At 61.9% G+C, this 21,918-nt stretch carries 26 protein-coding genes; 2 read left to right on the top strand and 24 right to left on the bottom strand.

Going from position 1 to position 21,918, the window contains the following annotated elements; all coding sequences use genetic code 11:
- From ACR652_RS13725 to ACR652_RS13610, 24 genes are all read right to left on the bottom strand, one after another.
- The coding region (locus tag ACR652_RS13725; protein WP_434507054.1) for a transposase at positions 1-92 on the bottom strand (92 nt) is incomplete at its 3' end.
- A gap of 18 nt (positions 93-110) precedes the next feature.
- Positions 111-284, bottom strand: coding sequence for a hypothetical protein (locus ACR652_RS13720; RefSeq protein ID WP_434507053.1), 174 nt, complete (start codon positions 282-284; stop codon positions 111-113).
- A 463-nt stretch (positions 285-747) separates the two neighbouring features.
- Positions 748-1,437 (bottom strand): DJ-1/PfpI family protein, encoded by a 690-nt coding sequence (locus ACR652_RS13715; protein ID WP_434507052.1) that lies wholly within the window; start codon positions 1,435-1,437, stop codon positions 748-750.
- 55 nt (positions 1,438-1,492) lie between these two features.
- On the bottom strand, positions 1,493-3,079 hold the full coding sequence (locus ACR652_RS13710) for a peptide chain release factor 3 (RefSeq protein WP_434507051.1): 1,587 nt from the start codon (positions 3,077-3,079) through the stop codon (positions 1,493-1,495).
- A 131-nt stretch (positions 3,080-3,210) separates the two neighbouring features.
- The gene (locus tag ACR652_RS13705; RefSeq protein WP_434507050.1) at positions 3,211-4,695 is read right to left on the bottom strand and encodes a hypothetical protein; all 1,485 of its coding nucleotides are present in this window, start codon (positions 4,693-4,695) and stop codon (positions 3,211-3,213) included.
- A 229-nt stretch (positions 4,696-4,924) separates the two neighbouring features.
- A complete protein-coding gene (locus ACR652_RS13700) occupies positions 4,925-5,212 on the bottom strand; it encodes a hypothetical protein (protein ID WP_434507049.1) in 288 nt (95 codons plus the stop codon).
- A 151-nt stretch (positions 5,213-5,363) separates the two neighbouring features.
- Positions 5,364-5,954: a DUF3501 family protein gene (locus ACR652_RS13695; RefSeq protein WP_434507048.1), complete on the bottom strand. Its 591-nt coding sequence runs from the start codon at positions 5,952-5,954 to the stop codon at positions 5,364-5,366.
- 31 nt (positions 5,955-5,985) lie between these two features.
- A complete protein-coding gene (locus ACR652_RS13690) occupies positions 5,986-7,335 on the bottom strand; it encodes a heterodisulfide reductase-related iron-sulfur binding cluster (RefSeq protein WP_434507047.1) in 1,350 nt (449 codons plus the stop codon).
- Positions 7,336-7,519: 184 nt separating this feature from the next.
- A complete protein-coding gene (locus ACR652_RS13685) occupies positions 7,520-7,939 on the bottom strand; it encodes a rubrerythrin family protein (RefSeq protein ID WP_434507046.1) in 420 nt (139 codons plus the stop codon).
- Between the two features lie 172 nt (positions 7,940-8,111).
- Positions 8,112-8,768: a hypothetical protein gene (locus tag ACR652_RS13680; RefSeq protein WP_434507045.1), complete on the bottom strand. Its 657-nt coding sequence runs from the start codon at positions 8,766-8,768 to the stop codon at positions 8,112-8,114.
- Positions 8,765-9,160: a hypothetical protein gene (locus tag ACR652_RS13675; protein WP_434507044.1), complete on the bottom strand. Its 396-nt coding sequence runs from the start codon at positions 9,158-9,160 to the stop codon at positions 8,765-8,767. Before ACR652_RS13675 ends, ACR652_RS13680 begins: the two co-directional genes overlap by 4 nt.
- Positions 9,157-10,245 carry a MotA/TolQ/ExbB proton channel family protein gene (locus ACR652_RS13670; protein ID WP_434507043.1) on the bottom strand — a complete coding sequence of 363 codons (1,089 nt, stop codon included), beginning with the start codon at positions 10,243-10,245 and terminating at the stop codon, positions 9,157-9,159. Before ACR652_RS13670 ends, ACR652_RS13675 begins: the two co-directional genes overlap by 4 nt.
- Entirely contained in the window at positions 10,246-12,381 is a 2,136-nt protein-coding gene (gene sctV, locus ACR652_RS13665) for a type III secretion system export apparatus subunit SctV (protein ID WP_434507042.1), read from the bottom strand.
- Positions 12,382-12,401: 20 nt separating this feature from the next.
- Positions 12,402-13,391 (bottom strand): hypothetical protein, encoded by a 990-nt coding sequence (locus ACR652_RS13660; protein WP_434507041.1) that lies wholly within the window; start codon positions 13,389-13,391, stop codon positions 12,402-12,404.
- 16 nt (positions 13,392-13,407) lie between these two features.
- Positions 13,408-14,001 carry a hypothetical protein gene (locus tag ACR652_RS13655; protein ID WP_434507040.1) on the bottom strand — a complete coding sequence of 198 codons (594 nt, stop codon included), beginning with the start codon at positions 13,999-14,001 and terminating at the stop codon, positions 13,408-13,410.
- A complete protein-coding gene (locus ACR652_RS13650) occupies positions 14,001-14,321 on the bottom strand; it encodes a hypothetical protein (RefSeq protein ID WP_434507039.1) in 321 nt (106 codons plus the stop codon). Before ACR652_RS13650 ends, ACR652_RS13655 begins: the two co-directional genes overlap by 1 nt.
- A 261-nt stretch (positions 14,322-14,582) precedes the next feature.
- Positions 14,583-14,981 carry a hypothetical protein gene (locus tag ACR652_RS13645; protein WP_434507038.1) on the bottom strand — a complete coding sequence of 133 codons (399 nt, stop codon included), beginning with the start codon at positions 14,979-14,981 and terminating at the stop codon, positions 14,583-14,585.
- A gap of 98 nt (positions 14,982-15,079) precedes the next feature.
- On the bottom strand, positions 15,080-16,021 hold the full coding sequence (locus tag ACR652_RS13640) for a hypothetical protein (RefSeq protein WP_434507037.1): 942 nt from the start codon (positions 16,019-16,021) through the stop codon (positions 15,080-15,082).
- 32 nt (positions 16,022-16,053) lie between these two features.
- Positions 16,054-16,935, bottom strand: a complete 882-nt coding sequence (locus ACR652_RS13635) for a hypothetical protein (RefSeq protein WP_434507036.1) — start codon at positions 16,933-16,935, stop codon at positions 16,054-16,056.
- Between the two features lie 205 nt (positions 16,936-17,140).
- The gene (locus ACR652_RS13630; protein ID WP_434507035.1) at positions 17,141-17,722 is read right to left on the bottom strand and encodes a tetratricopeptide repeat protein; all 582 of its coding nucleotides are present in this window, start codon (positions 17,720-17,722) and stop codon (positions 17,141-17,143) included.
- An 88-nt stretch (positions 17,723-17,810) separates the two neighbouring features.
- A complete protein-coding gene (locus ACR652_RS13625; RefSeq protein ID WP_434507034.1) occupies positions 17,811-18,191 on the bottom strand; it encodes a hypothetical protein in 381 nt (126 codons plus the stop codon).
- 33 nt (positions 18,192-18,224) lie between these two features.
- The gene (locus ACR652_RS13620; RefSeq protein ID WP_434507033.1) at positions 18,225-18,608 is read right to left on the bottom strand and encodes a hypothetical protein; all 384 of its coding nucleotides are present in this window, start codon (positions 18,606-18,608) and stop codon (positions 18,225-18,227) included.
- 16 nt (positions 18,609-18,624) lie between these two features.
- Positions 18,625-20,208, bottom strand: a complete 1,584-nt coding sequence (locus tag ACR652_RS13615) for a hypothetical protein (protein ID WP_434507032.1) — start codon at positions 20,206-20,208, stop codon at positions 18,625-18,627.
- Between the two features lie 15 nt (positions 20,209-20,223).
- On the bottom strand, positions 20,224-20,541 hold the full coding sequence (locus ACR652_RS13610) for a hypothetical protein (RefSeq protein ID WP_434507031.1): 318 nt from the start codon (positions 20,539-20,541) through the stop codon (positions 20,224-20,226).
- Positions 20,542-20,686: 145 nt separating this feature from the next.
- Here ACR652_RS13610 and ACR652_RS13605 point away from each other — a divergent pair, with 145 nt between their 5' ends.
- Positions 20,687-21,280 (top strand): hypothetical protein, encoded by a 594-nt coding sequence (locus ACR652_RS13605; protein WP_434507030.1) that lies wholly within the window; start codon positions 20,687-20,689, stop codon positions 21,278-21,280.
- A 10-nt stretch (positions 21,281-21,290) separates the two neighbouring features.
- Entirely contained in the window at positions 21,291-21,665 is a 375-nt protein-coding gene (locus ACR652_RS13600) for a hypothetical protein (RefSeq protein WP_434507029.1), read from the top strand.
- The last annotated feature ends 253 nt before the right edge of the window (positions 21,666-21,918 follow it).

Raw genomic sequence — 21,918 nt, 5'->3', positions numbered from 1 at the left:
GCGCCCTCGTCCATGAGCGTCAGATAAGGCGCAACCAGCGACCACTCTTCGTCGCTGACGTCAGAAGGATACGGTTTGCGAATCGAAGACATCCGATTCTACTAAAGCAATCAATCACCAAAGTACATAACACCCTCTAGTTGTCGATATTTCACAAGCTCTCTTTTAGTTAGGGCCGTGAAGGCGCCCGACTTGTAATCAACAATCGCGGTAGCCCCTTCTTTTTGCAGTGGCGCAAAATTGCTTCGGTACATCGGGGTCTGTCTGATATCGAGATTAGCCATCGTTTTCCCCTATTCCCGGCAGGCTTCCAATCGGAAAAGCGTGAAGCCTCTTCGGGCACATTGCTCAGGACGCGGGTCTTCTCCGTCCATTCAACGAGGCAAGAGCCTCGAGATGGCTCATCAGCTTATGGTGAAGGCGTTTTGCACTTCCGACATCCACATCCGTTTTGCACGACGTGAAGTTGATCCCAGGTGTAACGGTCGGCTTGCGCCGTCAGACACTTCAACTCGCTGTCTTGTCCGCGACCTCCTGCGAGATCAACGAACGTTGGGTTGATTCTCGATGCGGTCGCTCGCTCGATGCGAGAGCTGGCTTGTTCGCGGCTCCGAAGGCGCGCCGCAGCTTGCTTTGCAAGAGTCCGGTTCGCTGAGACAGCTTGAAATGAAAGCGCCGCTCGCAGAGATCGGCACACCCGCGAGACATCCGCGAGCGCCGACATAGCGCCTTACGTAAATATGCGTTTCATCCTTTGCCGAGCGTCCGCGCCGTCGCTGTCGCGGCTTCGCGCGCAGCCTGCAATTCGGCCGCCCGCCGCATTTCGATCCCTTCGACAATTGCCGCCGGCGCCCGCTCCGGAGCGCCCGCGTCGAAGGGCGGCTGCGGGTCATATTCGACGAGGAGCTGAAGCGTTTTCGCGTGCGCCTCCCCACACAGCAGGCTCGCGAGCGTCAGTCCGAAATCCAGCCCCGCCGTCGCGCCGCCGCCGGTGATGCGGTTGCGGTCGATGATGACGCGGGCCGGCGCCAGTTCGGCGCCGAAGAGCGGCAGCAGATCGCGCACCATCCAGTAGCTCGTGGCCTTGTAGCCGTCGAGCAGCCCAGCCGCGCCGAGCAGCAGCGAGCCGGTGCAGACGCTCGTCACATATCTGGCGCGCGCGCCGCGATCGGCGAGAAAGCCGATGACCGCCGGGTCGCGCATGGCGGGGATGGTTCCCTTCAGACCGCCGGGCACGAAGAGAATGTCGAGATCCGCGGGGCAGGACTCGAAATCATGGCGCGCGTGATAGGTCACACCGAGATCGCTCACGACCGGTCCGCGATCCCTCCACACATGAAACACATCCGCGTCGTCGAGCCTCGACAGGAAGGTCTGCGGGCCGATGAGATCGACGTCGAACATCGACGGATAGATCAGCATGGCGATTTGCAGCATGAGGATCTCACTCCCGGACTGGCGGGACGCGCGTGGTCGCGCTCGAAAGCGCGCCCTATCCCTGCGTCTTCTGATAGTCCTTCACGTCGGAGAATGCGATGTCGGGGTTGCGCTCGGCGTCGTAATTGAGCTGAAACGCCGAAGGCGACATGAAGACCGGCGCGCCGTCGAGATCGTTCGCGATGCTCGATCCGTGCGAGTCGACGAAACTTTTCAGCTTGGCCGGATCAGCCGAGGTCACCCAGCGGCAGACAGTGAAACGCGACTGCTCATAGCGCGTGGTCAACCCGTATTCCGCGTCGAGCCGCGTCGCCAGCACGTCGAGCTGGAGGGCGCCCACCACGCCGACGATGGACCCGGAGCCGTCATGTGGCGTGAACACCTGCACGACGCCCTCTTCCGCGAGTTGTTGCAGGGCCTCCCGCAGCTTCTTGGCCTTCATCGCATCGGAGATGAGAATGCGCCGCAGAATTTCCGGCGCGAAGCTCGGCACGCCGCGGAAGACGAGGTCCTCGCCCTCGGTCAGCGTGTCGCCGATGCGCAACTGCCCGTGATTGGGAAGGCCCACCACGTCGCCCGCGAAGGCCTCGTCCGCGATGGAGCGGTCGCGCGCGAAGAAGAACTGGGGCGCGTTGAGCGGGATGTTCTTACCTGTGCGGATCAGCCTGGCCTTCATGCCGCGCGTCAGCTTGCCCGAGCAGACGCGCATGAAGGCGATGCGGTCGCGGTGGTTGGGGTCCATGTTCGCCTGAATCTTGAAGACGAAGCCGGTCATCTTCGGCTCATTCGCCTCCACGATGCGCTTGTCCGCCTCCTGGGCGCGCGGGCTCGGCGCATATTCGGCCATGGCGTCGATGAGATCGCGCACGCCGAAATTGCGCAGCGCCGAGCCAAAGAACACGGGGGTGAGATGGCCCTCGCGGAACGCCGCGAGATCGAAGGGCTTGGAGCCCTCCGCGGCCAGCATGGCCTCCTCCCGCCAGGCGTCGGCGCCGTTCGGCAGCAGGCTGTCGAAGACCGGATCGTCGAGGCCCGTCGTCTGCGTGAGCTCGTCGTCCTTGTCGATCTTGCGGATGGTTTTGGCGGCGAAGCGATAGGTGCCCGCGAACGTCTTGCCGGAGCCGATCGGCCAGGTGACCGGCGTGGTGTCGAGCGCCAGCGTCTTCTCAATCTCGTCGAGAAGCTCGAAAGGGTCCCTGCCCTCGCGGTCGAGCTTGTTGATGAAGGTGACGATCGGAATGTCGCGCAGGCGGCAGACCTCGAAAAGCTTGCGCGTGCGCGCCTCGATGCCCTTCGCCGCGTCGATCACCATGACCGCGGCGTCGACGGCCGAGAGCGTGCGATAGGTGTCCTCCGAGAAGTCCTCGTGGCCGGGCGTATCCAGCAGGTTGAAGACACAGTCGGCATATTCGAACGTCATCACCGAGGTGACGACGGAAATGCCGCGCTCCCGCTCGATGCTCATCCAGTCGGAACGGGTCTGCTGGGCGTTGCGCTTGGCCTTGACCGCGCCCGCAAGCTGAATGGCGCCGCCGAACAGCAGGAGCTTCTCGGTCAGAGTGGTCTTGCCGGCGTCCGGGTGCGAGATGATCGCAAAGGTGCGTCGCCGCGAAACCGGGTCGCGGGGGGTGGAGGTCGTCAAGTGAGCAAGGTCCGTCGCGGGTGGAAGTTAAACGTCCCTCGCCTTTAGAGCCCTTCCGTCCTTTTCGCCAGCCCCCCCTGCGGCGAGGACCGCCGGGAAAACCCGGCGGGTCCAGAGGTCGGGAGGGAGGATCAGGGCGGCGTCACGGGCTTGAGCCAATTGGCCGTGTTCGCCGGGAAATAATAGGGAGTCAGATTTTTGCACGCGTTGTAGAGGCTCTGGATATCCGCAGCATAGCCGGCGCTGTTGTAGCTGCGCATCGTGCCCGCATCGAAGGTCGCGGGATTTGAAACGGTGGTCAGGACGTTGGGGAGCAGGAAGGCGCAGAATTTGTAGAGATTGTCGCGCGGCGGCAGGCCGCCGAGCCCCAGCGGAGAGACATTGGGCAGCCGACCGGCGTCATTCGCATTGTGGCAGCCGCCGCAAATCCCATTGCCGTCGGGATAGGCTTTCGCCTCGGGATTGGTGGGCCAGGTCGGCTGCACCATGGGCGCATACCAGTTGTTTTGCGAGGTGAAGTTGGGCGTCGTCGAATTGTTGAAGTCGTCCTTCGCCTTCTGGATCGGCGATCCAGGGTGGGTGATGAAGGCGTTCTCGCCCGCGTGGCAATCGGTGCACTGGTTGTCGTCGGGCAGATGCGGCGGAGCCAGAAACTTGTTGCTGCTGATCTTGTAGGGCGCATTGACCATCAGGGTCACATTGCCGTTGTTATCCCAAAAACAGGCCTTGCTGTTGCTCTTCGCCGGATCGCCCGTCGTGCTCAGGCCCTGACAGATGATGCCAAGGGCGTCGATCACATTGGGGGTGCCCACCGTGTCCTGCTGGATGGGCAGTGCGATGCACAGTCCCGCGGGCGCCGTTGTCGACGCATGGGAGAAGACCATTGTCCGGCGATGCGGAAACTGGCCGGGCTGGGTGAGATAGCTCGTCGACAGCAGCCCCTCGTTTTTCCAGCCGTTCGGCGAGACGGAATTGACCGCCGAATTGAGATTTCCATCCCAGTCCGGCGGGACGGGAACGCCCGCCGCCTTGCACTGGGCTGAGTAGCTGTAACGCTGGAAAATGTCGGGGAACCCAATGATCGAGATGATGTCGCCTTTGTCGAAGGTGAGTTTTTTCACCCAGGTCGGCGGAACGCCAGCCTCGAGATCGTCGGCCGAGACCGGCTTGCCGGCGATCTTGCCATAACTCGATAAAAGCGACTGGTTGCGCGCCCGGATCGTGGCTTCATCGTCCGGCTTCGCCGTGTCGAGCAGCTTTCCGATCAGCACGGAATTGGCGAAGACCCTGTCGCCCTCGGCGAGGTCGCCCGATCCGGCGATCTTGTCTTTCAGCGCCTGATAGCTTTTTCCCTGTTCGGGCGATTGCAGCTTTTCCAGCGCCTGAATGTAGGCGGTCTGCGATTTCAGGATATCCGCGCTCGTCACTTTCGTCAGCTTGCCGTCGGGCGCGAGAAGAAAGCCGTGCACGCTGGTCGCGAGCGGCGGCGCGACGAGCGGAAGGACGCTTTTCTTCAGCACGCGCGTCGTTGGGGGCGGCGCCGGCTGCGCCAGGGCGGCTCGCTCCCCAAAGCTGAACAGAGCTGCAACAAGAAGGGAAAGAGCACGGTAATACATTTTCATCCTCCGGACTGAGGCGGCGGCAAACAACTGGGATCAAAAGCAGGCCGCTGATGGAAGCGGCCGGTTCGGCGGAAGCCGCCGATTGATGAAAAGCTTAACTTAATCTTAACCCACAAGCGCGTCGCGGTTGCTGTCCAACCCAAAAAGCAGGGGCCGGACGCAACCGCGATCCGGCCCCTTTCAAAGCGGGTGACATGGGCGCAGCGGCGCCGCAATCGGGATGCTATTTCTGCCCGGTCTGCGGAGATTGGCCGTCTTGAGCAGGAGCCGCGACGGCCTGCCCTGCGGAAACGGCCAGCGGCGTCTTTGCGGCAGGGACAGCCTGGCCGAGATTCAGGCGTGAGAGCAGCCCGTTGAAGACAGTCGGATCAAAGCCGACGGCAAACCCCGCGGCCGAAATGATGCCGGCGACCCGGATGTATTGAGCTGCGTCGACGGTCAGCACGATCTGGGAACTGTCGCCGACGGGAACGACGATCGAAATTCCGGCGATGGGCACGTGAAAATGCAAAAATGAATTTTAGGCGCGCCTGCAACCCAGGACAAGCCTCACTTCATCATGGCCGTCCGCTGGTGTGTGTGGAGATCGGCGGCCATGAAACAGCGCCGCCGCCGACCCTTCCTCAGGGCCGGCGGCGTGGACTTCAATCCAACAGAGGTCGTTAGGCGAAATCCCCTGCCAACGCGGCGCGCGTCGCCTCGTGCAGCACCGCCATGTGGCTGTAGTTCGGGTGGTTCAATCCGAGAATCACCCGCGCGTTCGGTTCGCGGAACGCGGCGATCTGCGCGTCCGTGAAATCGAAATGCACGAATTGCACGGAGCTCGCCTTGCCCTCCGCCGTGGTGCGGTCCTGATCCGCCTCGGCCTTGCCCGCGACCCGTTCGCCGCCGACCTCGATGAAGCCGGTCTCCTCGACGCCGCCGAGCCCCGCGAGAACGCGGGCGCGCCGCAGCGGGTCGTCGATCTCGATCATGAAGGTGGCGACGAGCTCCCGCCCCTTGGGGATGAGCGGATTATAGGCCGCGAGCTCTTCGGGAACCTGCGCGTCCCCGCCGCGCTCGATATGCAGCATCTCCTGCACCTGAAGCCACATCGTGTCGAAGCTCTCGAAATAGAAGGTCACAAAGGGACCAACCTCGACGCGACGATGGCGCTTGAGCGCGGTGATGCGGCGGCGGTGCTCCGCGCGCTCCCTTGCGTATTCCGCCCATGGCAGAATGTCGGCTCGAGTGAGTTCGGTTTTGCTGGACATGGCGACTCTCGACTGTTGACCACCCTCCCGGCTATTCGCCGGGAGAGCCAATCCCGTAAGCTCTCGCCATCAGCACGATGGGATGGCCGACGCGTTCGGGCTTCGGCGCATCGCCGGCGAGCGCTTCGATGCCCTGTTCGAGATGAATGCCGGCGAGCGGGCATTCGGACACCACGTGTTTCTTGCCCGCCGTATTCAACTGGCGCATGGCCGGTTTGCCGACCTTCATGGCGATCTCGAAGTTGCCCTTCTTGTAGCCCCAGGCGCCGCCATGGCCCGAGCAACGCTCGACAACCGCGACGTCCGCCTGCGGAATCAGATTCAACAACTCCGCGCCCTTCTGGCCGAAATTCTGCGCGCGCGAATGGCATGACATGTGGAAGGCGACGCCGCCCTCGATCGGTGACATGCCCTCGGCAAGCCCCTCCTTGCGCGCGATGTCGACGATATATTCCGACAGATCGAAGGTCGCCTTGGAAAGACGCTTCACGCTCTCGTCATGAGGGAGGATGAGCGGCCACTCGAATTTCAGCATCAGCGCGCAGGAGGGCACCGGGGCGACAATGTCGTAGCCCTCGTCGATATAGGGGGCGAAAGCCGCAGCGACCTTGCGCGCCGCGTCGGCGACTTCGCCGATCAGACCCTGCTCGAGCTTCGGCATGCCGCAGCAATGTGGATGCACGACCTTCGTCTCGACCCCGTTCTTCGCCAGAACGGCGAGCGCCGCCTCGCCAATCGACGTGTCGTTGTAGTCGCCATAGCAGGTGGCGTAGAGCACGACCTTGCGGGCTTTCGCCGGCGCCGTCGCGTCGCGCTCGGCCGGATTGGCCCTGGCTTTCGCCTCGAGCGTCTGGCTGGCGTAGGCCGGCAGCTCGGCGTCCTTGTCGATCCCCGCGTATTTCTCTTCCAGACCACGCAGCGGACTGCCGCGGCGCGTGGCCCAATTGACGGCGCCGGAAATCAGAGTGGCCCATCTGCCGTTCCGGTCGGTCTCGGTCAGCGCGTGATCGATAGCGCCAACGCCCGTTTTCTTCGCCTCCACCGCGCGATAGCGCAGGATGAGATGCGGGAAGTCCAGATTGAACTCGTGCGGCGGGACGTAAGGGCACTTGGTCAGGAAGCACATGTCGCAGAGCGTGCAGGCGTCCACGACCTTCTTGAAGTCCTTGCTGTCGACCGTGTCGAGCTCGCCGCTCTTCGACTCGTCGACGAGATCGAACAGCCGCGGGAAGGAATCGCAGAGATTGAAGCAGCGGCGGCAGCCGTGACAAATATCGAAGACGCGCCGCATTTCCGCGTCGAGTTTCGCTTCGTCGTAAAAATCGGGATTCTCCCAGTCCAGCGGATGCCGGATGGGCGCCTCGAGACTGCCTTCTCTCATGGTCGTCCTGCTCAGCGGAAATGGAGCCCTGCTCGGGCCGGGCGGCGGGGCGGTCCGCGCTTTTGGCCTTGCCCCGCCCCCACATCCTCTCCGATGCGGCTTCGCCCCTCACCCCAACCCTCTCCCCGCGATGCGGGGAGAGGGAGAGAGGCGCGGGCCGTCACCGACACCAACGTCTCGCTGATTACTTCAGCTCGTCCAGGGCGCGCTGGAAGCGGCCGGCATGCGAACGCTCGGCCTTGGCCAGCGTCTCGAACCAGTCGGCGACTTCCTCGAAGCCCTCTTCGCGGGCCGTGCGGGCCATGCCCGGATACATGTCCGTATACTCATGGGTCTCGCCGGCGACGGCGGCCTTGAGGTTGTCCGAGGTCTTGCCGATCGGCAGGCCCGTGGCCGGATCGCCGACGACCTCGAGGAACTCGAGATGGCCGTGGGCGTGGCCGGTCTCACCTTCCGCGGTGGAGCGGAACACGGCGGCGACGTCATTGTAGCCTTCGACGTCCGCCTTCTGGGCGAAATACAGATAGCGGCGATTCGCCTGCGATTCGCCGGCGAAGGCGGCCTTCAGGTTCTCTTCGGTCTTGCTGCCCTTGAGCGATGCCATTAATGCCTCCAAGGAGATTCTTGTCGATGCGCGGGGCCCGAGCACAGGGCCCCGGCGACGCTTTCTTAGAATAATTCAAAACTGGCGCGCGTCCAACCGAAATCAGACAAGTCTCCGCGACTTTCCGCCGCTTGCTCCCACGGGCCGCGGTCTCCGCTCCGCCCTGGTCGGCCTACGGTCGCCGCTCCGCCCAGCGGGCCAGAAGGGCGCAGCCGCTCAGCGCCACGAGCGTTTCCATCAGTCGAATGAGCTTTGAAAATTCGGCCGGGAGCGTCATGCCCCGGACTGGCGGCGCGGCGCCGGCCCCACGCGCGGCGCCGCCCGTCAGAAGCCGCGCCAGACCGATCCTGAAATCCTCCCGCGAGGGCGCTCTCTCGACGAGCGCCAGAAAGGCGGAGGACCAGCCGTCTCCGCTTTCGTCGCGCAGCGCGAGCGGGACCGAAATCTCGCGCCATGGGACGCCCCGCGCCTTCAGCCCCTGGAAGGCCGCCCGATAGGCGCCATGCGCGAAGACGAAAACCGCGACGGCCCGCCCGGGCGGCAAGGCGGCCGCGATGGCCTGCGGATCGGGGGGCGCAATCGACGCCCTGCCCGGCTGCCCGAAAATCTCCGCGCGGTCCTCGAAGACGTCGATGATCGACTCGCCGCCAGGATCGCGGCGCCCATAGAGCAGATCGACCATCTCTTCGCCCCCCAGCGCATGGCGCTCGACGTTCTCGGCCGCGCCGTCGGTCTCGCCGCCGCCGATGGCGAGCGCGCCGATCAGCAGGAGCGCCAGAGCCGCGAAAATATTCGCCGACATATCGGCCAGCGCAATCCCGCCCCTCACGGCGGAGCGTCCTGCTCCAGCGCCGGCGCGCCACTCGTCAACCTGCTCTGCCGAACCAGCATTCCGCCAAGCAGGGATTCAAGCGCAAAGGCGCTTTCGCCGCCGTCGCTCGTGATGACGACCCGGACGGTCTCGCCCCGCCCGCGCGCCTGCGCGATCCGGGTCCGCAGTTCGGCGTCGTCCAGCAGTTGGACGAGCGGCACGTCCCGCCCGCCGATCGAGACGCCCTGCGCGGCGGCGAGAATCGTAAGGCCAGAGTCTCCCGCAGGACGCGGCCCCGAGCCTGCCGACGCGGCCACGGCGAAAAGCGCCATGGCCGCGAGGGTGAGGAACATATCCGCGAGCGCATGGGCGCCCGCAGGATCATCGTTCGGGCTTCCCGCCCCGCTCATGACGAAACTGACGCAAGCCGCGTCTTGCAGGCGTTCGCGACCACCCGGCACGCCGCCGCGCACTCGGCCTCTCCATGCTCGAGCACGTCCAGAAGCGCAAGCGCAATGAAACTTCCGAACAGGCCCAGAAGCGTCGTCTCGAATTTCAGCCCGAGCCCGGAAAGCGCGCCAGCGACGCGCCCGGCAGACAGCCCGCCACCCATTCCCTTCTCCAGCTCGAACATGGTGATGGAGAGGCCGATCACGGTTCCGAAAAAGCCCAGCAGCGGCAAAAGCGCGGGAACGCTGCGCGCGAAGCGGCGGCTCGCATCGAAAAACCCTTCGTAATGCGGAAGGCATTCGATCCCCAGCTCGCGCCCGATGAGATGGGCGGCGCGCGACGGCCCGAAGCGGGCGACCTCTTCCGAAAGCCGCTCTGCGGCCCGGACCGGATCGTTCGACAGCGACATCCGTAAACGATCGAGCGCGAACCTGTCCCGCCAGTGCCGGAGCGAAGCTTCGACAATCAGCGCCAGCGATAGGAAGAAGAGGAGGATCAGACTGGCGTGAATCCAGCTCGCGCCCGCGAGCGCGGCAAGGATAACCCCCGCCGGCGCATTGCGCGCGCCCCCGAGAGACGGCGCCGCAAGAGCGTAAAAGGCGATCAGCAGAAAGAGGGCCAGAGCGGCGGCGCCCGGAAGAGCCAGGAAGCGCCCGACCTTCGACTCCAGCGGCCGCGCATAGAATGCAGCGAAGCGCCTGGCCTCCAGCGACGCGAGAAGGCGGCTTGCAAGGAACGTCACCAACAGATCAGGCCCGATCAGCCCCGCCGACACCGCCCCCGCCAGGGATTTCGCCTCCTGCGAAACAGCCCTGCCCAGCGCGACCGCAACCAGAAAGACCGCGAGGCAGGCGCCAGCGTAAAGCCCGTTCTCCATTTTTCGAAGCAGCCCGTAGATGAGCATGAGAGCCGAGACGCCGCCGCAAAGGAGGAATGCACGCCCGCTGCCAGCCGAAAAGACCAGATAGCCCAGCCATGCAATCAGAAGGCTCACGCCGTAAGCCCAGACACGCCCTCCGGGGGCGACGATACGGCTTGCGGTCATTTATCCGTTCGGCAATTGCGCGACGAGCTTGATGCGCTCCAAAGGCTGAACATTGGCGTTCGCCGAAAGCTCCTGATAGGACAGAACCGCGAGCTCCGGAAAATCGCGCTCGATGATTTTGCGCATGAAGCGGCGGATGTCCATGGGCGCGAGCATCACTGGCGGCAATGAATGGGCGCTGATCGAGCCGATGACGCCTTTCATTGATGTGATGATCTGCCGGTGCACCTCCGGAGACAAGGCCAGATAGGCCGCTCCGCTGGTCTGGCGAATGGCGCCGCGCACAGCGTCCTCGATCTCCTTGGCGAGCAGATAGGCCGGAATGATGTTTTGGCCGCCCGAAAATTTGTGTGTGATGTAACGGTTGAGCGAGCTGCGCACATGCTCGGTCAGCACGATCGGGTCCTTCTCCCGCTGCCCCCATTCCACCAGCGCTTCGAGAATGGTGCGCATGTCGCGTATGGAGATCTCTTCGCCAACCAGACGCTGCAGAACGTCCGTGATGGTGATGATGGGCAGCACCCGCGTCGCCTCGCGCACCAGTTCGCTGAAGTTCTTCTGCATCTGGTTCACGAGATACATGGTTTCCTGAATTCCCACGAACTCCGACGCATGGCGCTTCAGCACATGGGCGAGATGGTAGGTCAGCATGCTGGACAGGGTCAGGACCTGAATATTGGCGCGCTCCACCGAAGGCAGATGTTTCGTGGAGACCCACAGGCTCGGCATACCCGGCAGGAAATCCTCGCCTTTCTCATAGGGAATGTCGAACATCGCGAGATTTTCCTCGGTTTCCCGCACAATGACGTAACCGGGGCGGGCCGCGCCGGCGGCGACCGGTATCTCATTGACGAGGATGCGGTATTCATCATCCTTCAGCGTCTCGTTCAGACGCAGGTGAATGCCGGGAAAGGGAACGCCGAGATCGAAATAGAGCGCGCGCCTGACTCGCGCGACCTCGCGGTCGAGCTTCTCCGGCCGGATGGTGTTGCGGACCGACGCCGCGATATCGACGATCAGCGGAACCGTCAGGGCGAATGTCACATTCTCGACCGGCCCGCCGTCATCGGCGTCGTCCAGCGGCTTCGGAAAGGACGGCGGCGCGCCGCGCGGCGTCACGGCCGAGGCGAGCGCCGGCATTTCCTGAGAGCGACTGGCGTGCACTTCCCGCGTGCGCTGGCGGTTGATCCAATACCCGCCGCCCCCGCAGATCGCCGCCAGGACGATAAAGACCAGGGTCGGGAAGCCTGGGACGATTGCGAAAATCGCGAGAATCCCCGACGTGATCATCAGCGCCTTCGGCTCGCCGGTCAGTTGCGAAGCGATATCGCTGCCGAGATCACGATTGTCTTCCGAAGACACGCGGGTGACGATGAAACCGGCGGTGATCGAAATGAACAACGCGGGAATCTGCGACACGAGGCCGTCGCCGATTGTCAGCAAGGTGTAGCGGTCGAGCGCTTCTCCGAAGCTCATTCCTCTTTGCATCGTCCCGATCGAAACGCCGCCGATCATGTTGACTGCGATGATGATCAACCCTGCGACCGCATCGCCCTTCACGAATTTCATGGCGCCGTCCATCGCGCCATAGAGCTGGCTCTCCTTTTCGAGCTTGTTGCGCCGACGCTTCGCCTCGTCCATCTCGATCTGCCCGGCGCGCATGTCCGAGTCGATGGACATCTGCTTGCCCGGCATCGAGTCGAGCGAAAAGCGCGCCGAAACCTCCGCGACGCGCTCCGAACCCTTCGTGATCACCATGAAATTGACGATCGTGAGGATCAAAAAGACCACGAGACCGACGAACAGATTGCCGGCGATGACGAATTGTCCGAATGTCTCAACGATGTGACCCGCATCGGCCTGAATCAGGATGAGACGCGTCGTTGTGACGGCCAGCGCCAGCCTGAAGAGCGTCGTGAGCAGAAGGATCGACGGGAAGGACGACAGGTCGACCACATCCTGCAGATAGACCGACACCATCAGCAGCACTGCCGCAATCGTCAGGTTGATCCCGATCAGCACGTCGACGACCTCGGTCGGCAACGGCAGGATCATCATGAAGACGATACAGACCAGCAGAACGGCCAGAAAGAGGTCGCTCCGCTGTGAGACCGTATACAGAAATTTCGTGAGCATGATCGTATCGCCCGCCGGAATCAGTCGCGCAGAGTCACCACCCCATCCTCTTCTAGGGATGACGTCTTGACGGGGAGGTTCTCCACCAGATCCTGGAGTGCGTGCAGAATGTCCTGAATTTGCGAGACCACGGCCAGGAATGCGAGAGAGACAATTGCAGGCGGCGCCGCATCGGCGGCGGGAATATCATGTTCGGCCGCCTGCGCTTTATCCCGACGATTCCGGTCGATGGTCTCTTGCAGGCTTTTTGCCTTGGCCTGGACATCCGTTGTCAGCGAGTTAATTTCTTCAATCAGATCATTGACATATCCATTATCCGCATTCCCGCCTTCAGACAAATTATCGAATTGCTTCGTCAGATCCGAGGCGGCCGCAGCCCAAACGGATATGGCGAGATTCAATCCCGACAATGTCTTACGGTTGCCATCGATGATCGCCTGCTGTGCGTCGGCCTCCGCCTGAAGGGCAGAAAGCTTATTATTTGCGCTTTGAGAGGAGGCCTGCGCAGCGTCGTATCGCGCCCGCGCCTTCGCGATCTCTTCGCCAGAGCCATTCCACCATTTGTCCAAATAATAGGAATACGCGTCGAGAACCGCGTTATCCGCCGCGGTGACATCTCCCTGCGCGGAGGTAATCTCTGGCTGGAGCCGAGCAAGGTTTGCCTCCGCGCCCGAGCTGCCCGCCACAAGATCGCTCACCTCGGCGCTGAGTATCTCGAGCTCGTGCGCGAGCGAAGCCAGACGCGCACCAAGGCCCTGCATCTTCAGCAGCCGCGATTTCGTCAGAGCCGAATCCACCTCGAATGCAAGCAACGCCAGATAGGCGGCGGAATCCTCGGAACTGTTGGGCGCACGCATGCCAAGTGACGCAAAACTGTCCAGCACGATCGCGTGGGTTGATGTCGGGATGATCGTGGGCGTCGGCGACGTAGCCGGCGGATCTGTCGCGGCCGGCGTCGGCGTTGTGACAGCGGGAACTACCGGCGTTAATCCAGAATCGATCATGGTCATAGCGCTGTCCTTCTCATCAAGGCTTCGTCGGGGAGAGCGCTCCCGCGAGGCGTTCGGCCTCCCTGCAGATTTCACGAGGCAAGTTCGGATCGACTGAAGCTCGGAAAGCGGCGAGCGCCCTGCGGGCGCTCTCCCGGTCCCCTACGCAGAGCGCCAGCGACGAGAGATGGAAATGCGGCAGGCCCCAATTGGGGCGCAACATCGCCGCCGTCTTGAACGCCAGCCGCGCCTCCATGAGACGACCACCGTCGCGCAGACAAACTCCATTGCCGATCCAGAAATCCGCGTCTTTCGGATCAATCGCGACAAGCGCGCGAAACAGCGGGGCCGCTTTCTCGATATGTCCCAGTTGGAGCCATTGACGCGCGCGCGCGTACACTTCTTCGGTGATGGGCCGCGGCAGCGCAAAAGCATCGCCGAGCGGCTGGCCCTCCTTCAGTCGCTCCAGAATACGGGATCCATTCAGCCCGACCTCGCCGGATATGCGCGCGAACATCTCTCCGAGAGCCGCGACGCCCGACGCGTCCAGCCCGAATATCCGCTCGAGTCCGTCGGCTCCGCTCTTCCCCGCCGAACCGCGGATCCCCGACTCTTCGCCCGACGAGCCCATTACTTCGCAGCCTCTTCCAACTTGAGAGCTGCGAGCTGCTTCAAAAGCCTTTCGGCCTCTTCCACCACATTCGAATCCCTGGAACCGCGGCCAAAGCTCACCGCGTCCATCAGGTCTTCCTCCGCCTCCGCCCTGTAGCCCAGTGCGAGGCACGCGCGCCCCGAAATATAGTATCCACGCGCATTTCGCGCGTCGAAGGCGATTGTCGCCGACGCGGCCTGCAGCGCGAGGTGCTGATCACCCAACTGCATCGCGCAATTCGCGAGACCAAGCTGAAATTCCGGATTCGTGGGTTCACACAGAACGATCACGCTGTACATCCGCAAGGCTTCCTGCTTCGCGCCGCGAGACAGGAGATGATACGCAACCTTCAAGCCGAGTCGGAGATCCTCCGTCTTGAGTCCGAGACGCTCCCGGATGGCGCCCGACAAGATTCGCTCCTGGGCTTTCAAGAGGGAATTTTGTGCCTCTGAATCACTCATTTGCGCAACATCCCCATCATCGCGACCAAGCGCCCCAAGACGATCGCTCTTCTTGCGTCCACGACATCATACTCTCTTCGATGCAAAGTGAAACGCAACTCAAAGTCGAAAAACCAATGCGCCCGCCGACGCCTCGAGCGCGTCTGCGTCCTGGCCGCGCATCTGCGCGCCCACGTCGATCCTCGCCCCATGCGTCCCGCGCAGATGCAGCGTCTCCCCGATCAGAGCGGCCAGGACATTCATGTCTCCCAGGCCGTAGTCATAGGCGCATTCCACCATGAGCACCGGGACGTCTCCGCTGACGTCGAGCCGGGCGCCTGCGCGGCAATTATACAGATGCGCGAGATTTGCCTCCAAAATCTTGCGCATCTGCGATTCCTGCCGACCCCTGTCCGAAGACAGGGGCCCCACTGTCGCCGACGCGACGAGACTCCGGCCATCCGCGGACTCGGCAAGATCGATCGCGACGCCGTCGATCGTCAGCGTGATTTGAGCCATGTCCCCAAAGCGTGGCGAAGCGGGAAGCCCCAGCGAGTCCCAGAGACGTTCGATCGTACTTCTGAAATGATTTGGAGACCCTCGCATGCGGCTCTTCCTCAAACACGTGTCATCGAATTCATGCGCTCGGCTTCGCTATCATTTATCTCCTTCAGGCTGTTAATGATCTTGTTGATCATTTCCTCGAACGACTCCTGCGTGGACTTCGCGACATCCAAAACCGACTGGATGTCCTGCGCATATGCGCCATACTCCGACGCCAGCGCCTGATCCTTTTGCGAATCTGCCTGGGATGCCGTGTTGAGGAACATGCCAATCGGCTGAATCCCACTCCCGGTGCTGCTGAGAGCCTGCGATTTCGCATGTTGCGGCGCGAATTCCTTCTCGATCTCCTCGATCTGCGCCTTCCGGGTCGCCATCTTCTTTTGATAGTCCGTCTTCGCGAAGTAGCTTGCGTTCGGGCCCGGATCTACTGGCGGATCGCCGAGATCCTTGATTTTTTTCGCCATCTTCATTGAGCTCACGAAACTCATGAAGCTTCCGGCAATGCTGAGCGCCGATCCCACGAGGCTCACCGCCAGACCGGCCGCCGCCTCGTTCATGAGCTTGCTCGCCGCGTCGTTCATTTTATCCGCCTGGCTCAGCAACTGATTCTTCGCTGCGAGCCGCCCCTCCAGGCGCTGTTGCAGCGCTTCAATCCGGGACTGCTCCGCATGCTCGATCAGCGCCTTTTCAAGTGCGTTGATATCCTCTGCGAGTTCGAGAAAGCCAGCGGTCTCGAGAGACGTCATCGCTGCGTCGAGACGCTCAAGGGCGGCGCTTACGTCACTCGCCGTCGCGTCCTTTCCAGGCGCGAAATCAGGCGACGTGATCATGCTGATGTAGAGATCTCTCTCCGCTTCGGGCAGTTCCTCGACATGCTTCTTGACGATCGCGGCGACTTGCTTGGCTTGTGCGGCGTCAACCGTGAGATTGCCGGAGTCGTCGAAATAATTCGCGGGGACATATTGAAGAAGATTCTGCGGAATATCGTTTGCCATGACGGTCTCCTGTTCGAATGGCCTATGCTGCTTCAAGCGATGCGGGCATGTCCCGCGGTGTCGCCCTTGTCCTTGATCGATTGAATAAGCGCGTCGATGACCTCGTTGAAATTCTGGTGGATGTTCATGAGGTGATTCAAAATGAGATCAACCTCCTGATCGAGTTCCTGAAGAACAGCGTCGAGCTCCTTCGCGGCGGCCTGAATCTTAAGCGCATCGCCCTGGGCGATGGCCGCCTCGTAATTCACAACGGCGCTTCCGATCTGGGAAACGCCCGCGCCGATCTGGATGAAGGAGCCAACCGCCTCCATGACGACTTTCTTGACGGCCTCCATCGCCACCTTGGCGCCGTATCCCGCAAATTCCAGGCCGCCGCTCGCGATCGCGCTCAAGACGCCGACCACCGCGAGAGCGATCCCGAAGGCGGTGTCCGCCGCCCGGGCGTCTTCCAGCGACTTTCCTGCCTGGCGCGCAGCCAGACCCGCCATCCCCAGATGATCCGGATTAGTTTGTTTGACGATGCCGTCCGCCGCCATCACCAGTCCGGTCACAGCGCCGACAACGAGCGCGACTCCAAGCGCAATGCCGACGCCTGTCACCATCAACGCAACGGCCGCGATTGCGGCAAAGACCGCAGCGATCACCTGGAACGCCAGGCTGATTTTCTCCCAGATTGAGCCAGCGTCTTTCCCGGCGGCCGCTTCCCGCATTTTCTGCATCGCGGCCTCGCCGTCCTTTATCTTCTTTTCGAGCATTGCCTTTCGTTGCTCGTTCTCGACCGTCACTTGCGCCATATCGCTCTTGGAAAGCAGATCTCGGAATTTCTCCTGCAGTTCCGCAAGAGTGATCTCGTGGTCGCCATCCATATCGACGAGACCGGTGACATCGGAGAGGCTTTCGAACAGCGACAGCAAATGCGGAGCTTGCGTTCGCGGCTTCACATCGGGAACCGGTCCGTTTCCGGGCCCTGGCGCGGGACCAGGAGCAGGAGCAGGAGGGTCGAGGGGAATGTCAGGCCCCTGAATCGGACCCTTGGGGCCATAGGGATTAATAGGGTCAGCCATGATAAGCTCCATTCGTCTTTTGCAGGACGCGCTCGGAGGTGAGTCCTTCGGATGTTCAGACTGGATTAGAAGCGAATTCCTCAGCCAGACGCCCTTCGGCCTCAGCCATCATCTTTCGCGCATAGTCGATCACGCGGCGCGGCGCGTTCGCCCGCTCCGCCTCGATTGCTGAATATTTGAAGGCGTCTCGCGCGTTCTGATATTCCCGCGCAACCATGAAGCATTCCCCGAGCCGCGCATATCCATGCGGATTGGTTGCGTCACCGGCCAGGAAGAAGATATAAAGCTTCGCGGCGGTCGCTACGTTACCCTGAGCCTGGTAGCAACCGGCCAGCGCGTAGAGCACACGACCATCGGACGGCTCCATCTGGAACAGCGTGTAGAGCACATCTCGCGCCCTCTTGGTGTCGCCGACTTTCAACAGGCGAACGCCAACCGAGAGCATCGCGTTGCGATCTTCTTCCGAGATGGCGAAAATGTCGGCATATGAGAAGCCGGCGCGCATCAAGGCGATGAGCTGCTTCTGTGCGGGCGCGAAATTCCGCCGCGCGAGCGCCTCGTCGATCATCGGCGCCGCGAGCTCCAATGCCTTCAGCAACTCTGCTTCTGTTTTATAGGGGGTGTCGATAATTGACATCGAACGCTCCTCGGTCACATCATGACATTAGCGATCACGACATCGCTCTTCTGTGCCGTTTGTGACAGGACGGGAATTTTTCGCGCGATTATTCGGCGTCGATCGTGTCTGCGTCGCCGTGCCGCATATAGACATCCAAAACTTCGCGGGCGCGGGAGACCTCATTGAGCTCGAAGAGACAGCGTGCTTTCAGGTAGCGGCGCATGCGCTGCCGTTCAGTCAGGCGATAATGGCCGAAGCGCTCCAGCGGGTCGATTCTGTCGAGTTCCTCGAGACACGTCAGCGCGTTGGAAAAATCCCTCTTGAAAAACCTCAGGATGGCCCGCCCGAGCGTGACTTCGGCGGTTGGCGCGGATGCGAGATGAAGAGCCTCCAACAGCACTGCCGCCCGCGCGACATAGCCCTGCCGGGCGAGCACATAGACAGTGAGGAGAAGAAAATCTCTCTCCCGCGAAGTGGGTTCGCTCACGTCCTGCGTTCCATTTGCGGAAACATTTTCCGGCTAACCTCTCAACAAAGCCGCGAGAGCGGAGCGCACCTCATGATCGAGCGCCGTGTCATTTTCGAGAAGAGCGGTCGCGGCAGAAAAGATGTTGCGGGCGCCAGCGCGCTCTTCCCTCTCCGCATGGTGGCCGAAGAACGTCTGCATGGCGAGTCTTGTCGCGGTGAGGACCGATGGATTCAGCAGTTCCGGGTCGAGCGACAGCGGCGCGAGCAACTCAGGAAGTCGCTCATCGAGGGACGGCCGTCGCAGAATCGCGTCCAGCGGGCGCGTCTCTGGCAGGAACATCTGCGGCAGCGCGCCCGACTCGGGCAGATGAACTTCGTCCTCCGGCTGCAATCTGGTGATCGATTCCAGGCCGACGTCAAATGCCCGAATGCGCATGATGCTTCCTTCATCCTCAGGAGACGTTGCGACCGATACTCTGAATCATGTCGGACATCTTTGCGAGCGCGTTGTTTCCAAGGTCGAAATGTCGATCCTTCTTCTTGGTTGTCGAGTTGATCTGATCGGTCAGGATCTGACTCTGCTGATTGATCTGCGTCACGACCGCCGAAAGCTGATCTCCAATGGTCGTCCACATTGATTTCGTATATACTTTCCACTCGTATTTGAATGAAGCCTGGTAAAGGCCGTCAGCAGTGAGATTTCCATACACCAATTCATCTCGCGGACGTGTGAGTCCGAGCAAGGTCTCGAGCGGATGCTTCTGCATGGTACCGTAATTGTCGAACATCATGACAATCCGGTCGGACGGGTATTTGGTCGTGTCCATCAGTCCGGATTTGTTTTCTGGATTGGAAAGTGGCGCCGTATCCGTGTCCTTCGCGCCTGCGCCGAAGCTCTTGATCGTCTCATTGACGAGATTTTGCATGTCGTTATAGGTGGCGAGCAGGCCGTTGAGCTGTTTCACCTGCTCGGTGTCGATCGCGATCTCGGCCTCCTGGGTCAGATTCGCATTGAGCTGAAAGGTGAAGAGCAGTGTTGGAAGATCGCTTCTGTCGATCGTCTTCGCGCCTGTGGCGAGATCATGCGCTTGCGTGGCAAGTTTCACGATCGCGCTTTGCTGTTTGATGATATTCGCATAACCCTGCTTGACGAGCGCGCCTCCGTCCTTGCTGAAATAGCCCCATCTGATGTCACTCTTGTTTTTCATTGGACCGCTACTCAACCCGTCGCTTTCGTTGACGTTGAACGTCGCGGCGAGACTGAAGCGATCCCAGATGGCCTTCACCTGGGTTGCAATGTCCTTGGAGACAATCCAGGGGCTGCTCTCGACATTGTCTTGCAAGATCGCGAGCTGATCGGTGAAGAGCTTCCGATCCGCGTCGGACATATTTGCGGCGCCATCCGGCATGGGCGCGAATGCGCCCTTCGCGGTCGCCGAGTAAATTGCGGATATCGCCAAATCGATCGAGTCCAGCGCCGACTGCTTCTCCGTACTGTATTGCGTCGAACTTGGATCGACGGTCGCCCCGAGCAACGATGACATGCGCGTCGTGAAAGGAGCAGCCAGCGCCCAGTCGTTCGCCGCCAATGCAAGAATGTCTTCATTCGAGAGCAGCATCAGATCGCGCTTGTTGTTGATGTTTTCGATGATAATCGCTCTCTTCCCGTCGACGGAGAGCTGCGCGGTGATGTTGTTCAAGGGGCTTCCGATCACAAGCCGCTTCGGCGTCTTGCTTCCATGCGCGTTCACATACGCCGCCTGGACGATGGAGTGCCAATTGGCGAAAACATTCGGGTCGAGCTTGTCCGGGCTCAGTGCATAGGCCGCGACGTCCTCCGGGCTCATCGGAGGCAAATTCGTCGTGGAATAATTGGGGTATAGAGCGTTCGCGCCTCCGGCCACGATGCCGGGCGTGTCCGTCTCGCCTGGAAACACCATTTTGAGGGTTGTCGTGCTGCTCGAATAGGTGGTCTTCACCCCTTTCTCGGCGTCTGTGACGAGCGGGCTCATAATGGTCTGTATGGATTTCGACATGATACGCCGCTCCGCTCAAAGGCGCAGGATCAGACGCTGGCGGCTTTCCGCCTCGTTGATCCCCGCCGAGGCTGACGACTGCCGAACGCGGCCGCCGCCCTTCGTCAAAGTTTCGAGCGCGCCGATTTGTGACAGGCGGAACTGAAGCAATTCGGTCAGGCACTCAAGATCCTCGAGGGACTCGGCCGTCGCGATATCGACCAGGAGGCGCCGAGCTTCCGAATCGCTCTCCACCGCCGGGAGCGCGCGCAATTGACGAACCGCTTCGCTGAGCTTGCGAAAAAGCGTCCGCCAATCTCTGGCGCCTTCAGCCCCGCCGCCCGGAATGATCATGAATGCGCCCCCATCTCCTTCCGCCTGTCGCCCTTTTCAAGGCGTGCGAGGCCCAGAACAGCATTCATTCGGACGGCCCGCTGTGCCAAACATGACAGACGAAGGTAAAATCCGCGATTACTCTCTGGCGCTTCGGAGGAACGACTTGGGCATCCAGGATAGCTGCGCGGCGACATTCCCCCTCCCCCCGGGACCGGCCACGCGGCCTGGAGCCGCCCATCCTCTCGCCCCCATCGACGTCCGCGCCGCCACGGAACGCCTTGATGTCGCCGCAAAAGGCGGCGACCCGCTCGCCATCTTGACGCTCGCTCTTTCCAGGGAGGCGCGCGGCGCGCTCCCTGCCGCGCTGGACGGCTGCGCTTGCACGGACGCGACGACGCTCTACGACGCAGCCAGCGCGCAATTCGAGGCGGGCAGGGTTGGCGCGGCCGTGTGTCTGCTCACGCCCCTCCTGCTGGAAGATGGTCTGGAGCCCGACCCGCTGCTGGCGCTCGCCGTCTGCGCTGCGCGCCTTGAAAGACTCGACGCCGCGCTGTTTTATGCAGAACAGGCGATCTTCCGGGGATGCAGGCACCCGCGCGCCTTCTGTCTCGCGGGCCTCGGCGCCCTGAACTGTGGCGACCGCAATGTCGCCCTCGACCGGCTCGCTCTCGCCGCGCGCCTCGCACGGCGGAGCGCCGCGTATCGGGGCGATCTGCGCGCAGCGCAACGCCTCTTGCTGTCACTTCATTTCGATTAAGGAGCGAGACATGTTCGAGTCGGAGGATGTTCGAGCGCTCGTAGACCTGGGATTCATCGCGATCGGCCTCGGCCTCGATGAGGCGGCCGACCGGATTTTTTCGGGCGTGCGCGCGCTTCGTCCGGATCAGGAGGCGGGCTATATCGGCGACGCCCTCGTGCGCATGACCCGAGAGGATTTTAATGGCGCGACCAAGGTGCTGCGGCCTCTTCCACCCACAGATTCAGCACGCCTCTTTCTCGGCATGGCCCTCATGCGCGGCGGCGAACGGGAGGAAGCCGGCAGGGTTCTGGGCGATGTCGCCAGGAGGGCGGAGAACCCCGCGATGTCCGTGCTTGCAACCAGTCTGATCGAGGGGGCGGCAACCACACGCGGCGCGCGTTGAGAGCGACGGGCGCATTGGAAAACCTTGCCGCGGACGCCAAATCGACGTAGAGATGCCATTGTCACGCTCACGCATGGGAGGGCGAACATGTCCGACTCCATTTCGAAGTCATCGTGTTGATTTCCGCTGAGAGTTGACCCGGGATTTTCACTGAGAAGTGACCCTGGTTGATTTATGTTTTCATGCCTGGTCCGTGGTCAAGAGCTTTGCTTTCTCCTTTCTTCCTTTTGTCGTGGCGGCGCTCGCTTTGAAC

The sequence above is a fragment of the Methylocystis sp. genome (assembly GCF_051061225.1).
GTDB lineage: Bacteria > Pseudomonadota > Alphaproteobacteria > Rhizobiales > Beijerinckiaceae > Methylocystis.
This window is presented reverse-complemented; position numbering and strand designations above follow the sequence as displayed.

Bases quoted from the DNA above. Each gene is read 5' to 3' on its own strand.
- ACR652_RS13715 (WP_434507052.1), bottom strand. From the start codon at position 1,437: ATGCTGCAAATCGCCATGCTGATCTATCCGTCGATGTTCGACGTCGAT.
- ACR652_RS13615 (WP_434507032.1), bottom strand. From the start codon at position 20,208: ATGTCGAAATCCATACAGACCATTATGAGCCCGCTCGTCACAGACGCC.
- sctV (WP_434507042.1), bottom strand. From the start codon at position 12,381: ATGCTCACGAAATTTCTGTATACGGTCTCACAGCGGAGCGACCTCTTT.
- ACR652_RS13720 (WP_434507053.1), bottom strand. From the start codon at position 284: ATGGCTAATCTCGATATCAGACAGACCCCGATGTACCGAAGCAATTTT.
- ACR652_RS13705 (WP_434507050.1), bottom strand. From the start codon at position 4,695: ATGTATTACCGTGCTCTTTCCCTTCTTGTTGCAGCTCTGTTCAGCTTT.
- ACR652_RS13600 (WP_434507029.1), top strand. From the start codon at position 21,291: ATGTTCGAGTCGGAGGATGTTCGAGCGCTCGTAGACCTGGGATTCATC.
- ACR652_RS13690 (WP_434507047.1), bottom strand. From the start codon at position 7,335: ATGAGAGAAGGCAGTCTCGAGGCGCCCATCCGGCATCCGCTGGACTGG.
- ACR652_RS13670 (WP_434507043.1), bottom strand. From the start codon at position 10,245: ATGACCGCAAGCCGTATCGTCGCCCCCGGAGGGCGTGTCTGGGCTTAC.
- ACR652_RS13695 (WP_434507048.1), bottom strand. From the start codon at position 5,954: ATGTCCAGCAAAACCGAACTCACTCGAGCCGACATTCTGCCATGGGCG.
- ACR652_RS13610 (WP_434507031.1), bottom strand. From the start codon at position 20,541: ATGATCATTCCGGGCGGCGGGGCTGAAGGCGCCAGAGATTGGCGGACG.
- ACR652_RS13645 (WP_434507038.1), bottom strand. From the start codon at position 14,981: ATGGCTCAAATCACGCTGACGATCGACGGCGTCGCGATCGATCTTGCC.
- ACR652_RS13685 (WP_434507046.1), bottom strand. From the start codon at position 7,939: ATGGCATCGCTCAAGGGCAGCAAGACCGAAGAGAACCTGAAGGCCGCC.
- ACR652_RS13660 (WP_434507041.1), bottom strand. From the start codon at position 13,391: ATGACCATGATCGATTCTGGATTAACGCCGGTAGTTCCCGCTGTCACA.
- ACR652_RS13630 (WP_434507035.1), bottom strand. From the start codon at position 17,722: ATGTCAATTATCGACACCCCCTATAAAACAGAAGCAGAGTTGCTGAAG.
- ACR652_RS13640 (WP_434507037.1), bottom strand. From the start codon at position 16,021: ATGGCAAACGATATTCCGCAGAATCTTCTTCAATATGTCCCCGCGAAT.
- ACR652_RS13655 (WP_434507040.1), bottom strand. From the start codon at position 14,001: ATGGGCTCGTCGGGCGAAGAGTCGGGGATCCGCGGTTCGGCGGGGAAG.
- ACR652_RS13675 (WP_434507044.1), bottom strand. From the start codon at position 9,160: ATGAGCGGGGCGGGAAGCCCGAACGATGATCCTGCGGGCGCCCATGCG.
- ACR652_RS13620 (WP_434507033.1), bottom strand. From the start codon at position 18,608: ATGCGCATTCGGGCATTTGACGTCGGCCTGGAATCGATCACCAGATTG.
- ACR652_RS13650 (WP_434507039.1), bottom strand. From the start codon at position 14,321: ATGTACAGCGTGATCGTTCTGTGTGAACCCACGAATCCGGAATTTCAG.